General features: G+C 75.5%; 3 protein-coding genes and 1 pseudogene. 1 reads left to right on the plus strand and 3 read right to left on the minus strand.

Going from position 1 to position 4353, the window contains the following annotated elements:
• Positions 1 to 218: 218 nt before the first annotated feature.
• Entirely contained in the window at positions 219 to 1874 is a 1656-nt protein-coding gene (locus AKI01S_RS52415; protein ID WP_067833760.1) for a serine/threonine-protein kinase, read from the minus strand.
• 91 nt (positions 1875 to 1965) lie between these two features.
• On the opposite strand from AKI01S_RS52415, the gene AKI01S_RS51515 reads away from it, so the two are divergent.
• On the plus strand, positions 1966 to 2556 hold the full coding sequence (locus AKI01S_RS51515; protein WP_067833763.1) for a hypothetical protein: 591 nt from the start codon (positions 1966 to 1968) through the stop codon (positions 2554 to 2556).
• On the opposite strand, the gene AKI01S_RS48175 is transcribed toward AKI01S_RS51515, so the two are convergent.
• On the minus strand, positions 2553 to 3950 hold the full coding sequence (locus tag AKI01S_RS48175; RefSeq protein ID WP_067833766.1) for a cellulase family glycosylhydrolase: 1398 nt from the start codon (positions 3948 to 3950) through the stop codon (positions 2553 to 2555). The two genes, AKI01S_RS51515 and AKI01S_RS48175, sit on opposite strands and share 4 nt — an antisense overlap.
• A 150-nt stretch (positions 3951 to 4100) precedes the next feature.
• Positions 4101 to 4353: pseudogene (locus AKI01S_RS52420) on the minus strand (CPBP family intramembrane glutamic endopeptidase); the annotation flags it as partial.

A 4353-nucleotide genomic window follows, 5' to 3' on the forward strand; every position in this document is an offset into this window, starting at 1 on the left:
GAGGCGGTCGCCGCACTGCGCGCGGCGGGCCGCCGGGTCGCTGGCGTGGGCGGGCGTGCCGCCGTCCCCCGTGGTCGCCGCGGCCGCGGCGAGCCTGGCCACCCTGGCCGTGGCCCTCAACACGCGGCTGCCGCGCCGCCTGGACCCGACCTGCCGGACCGGCCCGGCGAAGTGACCGGCCTCCCACGGCTCGCGGTCGTCCTCGTGCCGGGGGCGGGTCAGGGGTCCAGGGCGCGCAGGTTGCGGCGGGCGGCGGGGGCGACGACGGGGTGGTCGGTGGCGGCGGCGCGCTCCCACCAGGACCGGGCCTCGGCCGGGTCGCCCTCGTCCTGGGCGATGAAGCCGCGGTTGTGCATGGCGCGCGGCGCGATCTCGGGGTCGCCGCTGGCGGCGGCCCGCTCGTACCAGGACCGGGCCTCCTCCAGGTCGCCGAGCTTCTCGGCGATGACGCCCAGGTCGTTCATCGCGATCGGCGCGACGGCCGGATGGTCGCTGGCGACGGCGCGCTCGTACCAGGAGCGGGCGCGGGCCAGCTCGTCGTCCTCCTGGGCGAGCAGGCCGAGGCTGCGCATGGCGCGCGGCGCGACGTCCTCGTGGTCGGTCGCGGCGGCCCGCTCGTACCAGCGGCGGACCCCGGCGCGGTCGCCCTCCTCGCGGGCCAGCAGCGCCAGGTCCCGCATCGCCTTGGGCGCGGCCTCGGGGTGCCCGCTGGCGGCGGCCCGCTCGTACCAGAGGCGCGCGCCGTCGGCCCCCGAGCGCCGCCGCTCGATGAGCGCCAGCCGCCGCATGGCGCGCGGCGCGACGTCGGGGTCCTCGGAGGACACCGCCTGCTCCAGCCACAGCCGCGCCTCGTTCAGCTCGCCCCGCTCGATCGCCTGCTCGCCGCGTTCCAGCAGCGTGCCGGGGGCGAACGCGGGCAGCGTCCCGGTCGGGACGGCGGCCGGGGCGGGGGCGCGGGTCGTGGGGTGGCCGGGCGTCGACCGCTCCTCGATCATCGTGGCGACCTCGCCGGGCAGCCAGTGGGCCTCGGCGCCGCGCGGCAGCCGCAGCCGCCGCAGGATCTCGCGCGGCTCCGGCCGGGCGGCCGGTTCCTTGGCCAGGCACGCCGCGACCAGGTCCCGCAGCTCCGCGGGGACCCCGTCCAGCCGCGGCTCCTCCGCGCAGATCCGGTAGATCAGCGCGTGCGGCTGCCCGCTGCCGAACGGCCCCTCGCCGGTCGCCGCGAACGTCAGCACCCCGCCCAGCGCGAACACGTCCGACCGCCAGTCGATCTCGCCGTCGCCGCGCGCCTGCTCGGGCGACATGTAACCGGGCGTGCCGAGCGGGCCCCCGGCGACGGTGTGCATGGTGGTGTCGGCGGCCAGCGCGATCCCGAAGTCGATGATGCGCGGGCCGTCGGCGGCCAGGATCACGTTGCCGGGCTTGAGGTCGCGGTGGACCAGGCCCTTCTTGTGGATGGCGGCCAGCCCCTCGGCCAGGTGCGCGCCCAGCAGCCGCACCGTGTCCGGTGGCAGCGGGCCGTGCCCGTCCACGGCGGCGGTCAGCGTCGGGCCGGGAATGTAGGCGGTGACCAGCCACGGCGGGTCGCCCTCGGGGTCGGCGTCCACGACGGCGGCGGTGTAGAACGCGTTGACGTTCATCGCCGCCCGCACCTCGGCCGCGAACCGCTTGCGGAGCTGCGGCAGCCCCGCGAAGTCCGCCCGGATGATCTTCACGGCGACGGCCCGGCCGCTGGGCGTCCGGCCGAGGTAGACCGTGCCCATCCCGCCCTGCCCGAGCCGCCCGACCAGCTCGTACTCGCCGACCAGCCGCGGGTCGCCCGGCTGCAACGGCTGGCCCCCGAACCCGGCGTCCTCCCCGCGGCCCCCTGACATGGTCCGGAGTATTGCGTATTCCACCATTCTTCGAACAGGCGTCGAAACCCGATTGTCATCAGCCGTCATGCTCTGGGATAGCGTCGGCGGAATGCCGCGTGGAACATACCTGCACCTGGACGAGGGGATCGAGGAGCGTTTCCAGTGCGCTCCGGGCCCGGGGGGCTGGCGCTATGTCGGGGAACGCGCCGACGGCGTCCGGCTGGATCTGGTCGTCGACTCGCGCTGGCGGCAGATCCGCGTCGAGATCGTCACCCCGTCCCGCTGGACGCGCGGCGGCGTCACGGGCCCGGCGGTCGCGTGGGTGCGCGGGGCGGGCGAGGAGGCCACCGAGCACGACGCGCCCGCGGCGGGTTTCACGGGGGAGTCCCCGGGGTTCCTGGTCGCGGTGGCGCGTTCGCTGGCGCTGGCCGGGGGAGAACAGCGCGACGTCCGCCTGGTCCGTTTCTCGGGCACGACGCTGTCCCCGTTGACGATCGCCGAACGGTGGCGTCTGGCCGACGTGGAGACCCATGAAACGGATACGGCCCCTCTCCCCGTCGAACGTTATGAAATAGCCGACCTGGCGACCGGGGAGATTCGCGCCGTGCATCTGGCGGGGGACGTGGTGGTCGCCGCCGAGGGAATCGAACTGACGGAACTGGATTCCCCGCCCAATCTGGGTTCGCTCGGCATCTCCTAGCGAACCGTGACGGTGTGGGTGGGCGTCGTGGGGTCGTGCCAGACCGACAGGACCTTCCGCGCCGGGTCCCAGCGCCAGGACCAGCGTCCCGCCGGGTCGCTGCCGGTCACCCTCGGGACCGCCGCCGAGGGCAGCCAGATCTCCGTCGGGCCGCTCACCCCCGGCCGGTTGCGCCAGGCCACCGTCAGCGCGCCGGACCGGTGGGAGATCCTCGTCGGGGTGCCCGCGATCGCGCGGGGCCGGGGCCGGGCCAGCAGGCGGCCGAAGACCGTCGGGTTCCCGTTCGCGTCGGTCACGCCGGTCGCGCCCGGGTCGTTCGACCAGTACGCCCAGCCGATCCGCAGGTCGTCGGCGAGCGTCAGCCAGTCGGCCGTGAAGTCCCCGGCCCCGGCCGCGTCGGCGTTCATCCCGCCGACCTCGCCGATCCACAGCGGCGTCCCCAGCCGCCGGGCCGCCGCCGGGAGGTTGGTCCGCCACAGCGCGAGCTGCGCCCGCGCCAGCGCCCTGGTCGGCCCGCTGTAGGACCCGCCGAGATCGATGCCGAGCGGGTACAGGTGCGGCGCCAGCACCAGCCGGGGCCCGCCGGGGCGCGGGTCGCGGACCGGGTCCAGGAACGTCGGCCCGCCCTCGTTGGGCCCGACCGGCTGCGGCTCCAGGAAGATCCAGTTGTCCCGGTCCACCTCCCGGATCGCGTTGACGACCCGCTGGTAGAACGGCGTCAGCGTCGGCTTCTCGAAGAACCCGAGCTGCCGCGTCCCCCCGAACGGCTCGTTGATCAGGTCGTAGCCCAGCACCGCCGGGTCGCCCGCGAACCGCCGCGCCACGTGCCGCCACATCGCCGCGTACCGCCGCATCAGCTCCGGATGCGCGCCGGTGTGGTTCCAGAAGTTGTCGAACGCCCGGACCACCCCCGGTTGCAGGTAGGTCAGCACCCACGGGGTCTGCGGCGTGCACGGCAGCCCGTCGGTGATCGTCGCCCACGCGGGGGCGCCGTTGCCCGCGCCGGGGCAGGCGGCCGGGCCGTAGATGTCCTGGTGCATGTCCAGGATCACGTGCATGCCCTGCTCGCGGTACCAGGAGACGCGCCGCGCGACCGCGTCCAGGTAGCCCTCGTCGTAGCGGCCCGGCCGCGGCTCGACGTTCTTCCACTGGACGAGGTAGCGGACCGAGTTGGTGCCCAGGTCGCGGGCCTCGCGGACGACGTCCTCCCGCGTGATCCAGGGGAGCCCGTCGGCGTTCTTGGCGCGGCTGGCGGTGTTGAGTCCGTGCAGGATCAGCGCCCGCCCCCGGTCGTCGGTGACGTGGCGCTGGTCGGCGGACGCCCGCGCGGTGCCGGGAACGGTCAGCGCCGCTCCCGCCAGCACGGCGACGGCGGTGAGACGAGCGAGCCGCATGGCGGCCTCCTGTCCAAAACGTGAAACTTATTCGGACAGTAGGTCGCCGGCGGCGCGCGTCCTAGCCGGAGAACCGCACAACGATGGCGGTCGTTTGTGGCGGGTGTTGCCACTTCCGCCCGCGCGGTTTTCGTGCCGGGGCCAAAGGGCTCAGTGGTACGGCGGAGGCGGCGGGGGCTGCTGCGGGGGCTGCTGCGGTGGCCGCTGCGGGCTCAGGACCTGCTGGTACGGCCCGGCCTGGTAGTTCCGCGGCGGCAGGAACGTCGGCTGCCCCGGCCCCGCCGGGCTGAACGGCGGCGGCGCGGGCGGCCCCTGGCGCGGCGCGCCCACCGGCACCGGCGCGAACCCCTGCCCCTGCGCGAACCCCGGCCCCTGCGCCCACGGCGGAACGGGCACCGGCTGC

Origin of the sequence: Actinomadura kijaniata NBRC 14229 (assembly GCF_001552175.1) — a bacterium.
Taxonomy (GTDB): Bacteria; Actinomycetota; Actinomycetes; order Streptosporangiales; family Streptosporangiaceae; genus Spirillospora; species Spirillospora kijaniata.

What these genes read in the sequence shown, in the direction of transcription:
- AKI01S_RS52415 (WP_067833760.1), bottom strand. Translation starts at nt 1,874, where the DNA reads ATGTCAGGGGGCCGCGGGGAGGACGCCGGGTTCGGGGGCCAGCCGTTG.
- AKI01S_RS48175 (WP_067833766.1), bottom strand. Translation starts at nt 3,950, where the DNA reads ATGCGGCTCGCTCGTCTCACCGCCGTCGCCGTGCTGGCGGGAGCGGCG.
- AKI01S_RS51515 (WP_067833763.1), top strand. Translation starts at nt 1,966, where the DNA reads ATGCCGCGTGGAACATACCTGCACCTGGACGAGGGGATCGAGGAGCGT.